We start from the raw sequence: 419 nt of genomic DNA, 5'->3' as shown, positions 1-419 counted from the left end.
ATCTACCAGGGCCTCAACATCGGCACCGGGTCGGATGACGACCAGGCGCTGGTGGCCGAGAACCGGGCCCGTGTCGCCGCCTGGATGGGCGTGCCCGCAAGCCATCTCCTGACCGCCTGGCAGATCCATTCGCCCGACGTCGTCATCGCCAGGGAACCATTCGCGGGCGAGCGGCCCAAGGCCGATGCCATCGTCACCGACCGGCCCGGCATCGCCATCGGCGCCTCGACCGCCGATTGCGGCCCGGTTCTGTTCGCGGATGCCGGCGCGCGCATCATCGGCGCGGCGCATGCCGGCTGGAAAGGCGCTTTCACCGGCGTGCTCGATGTCACTGATGCGGCCGATGGCTTCACGCACATCCGGCAGGAGCTGCACGGCATCCGGTCGTGCAGCGAATTCGATAAGGGTGCCATCGACAT

Annotated in this window: 1 protein-coding gene; it reads left to right on the top strand. The window is 68.3% G+C overall.

Features of this window, described 5'->3' with window-relative positions; all coding sequences use genetic code 11:
* A partial coding sequence (locus EN874_RS32315; RefSeq protein WP_245516218.1) for a laccase domain-containing protein occupies positions 1–419 on the top strand: 419 nt, incomplete at both ends.

The organism is Mesorhizobium sp. M1D.F.Ca.ET.231.01.1.1 (assembly GCF_003999155.2).
Lineage (GTDB): Bacteria > Pseudomonadota > Alphaproteobacteria > Rhizobiales > Rhizobiaceae > Mesorhizobium.
Note: the sequence above shows the minus strand (reverse complement) of the source record. Positions and strands in the feature narration are given on the sequence as shown.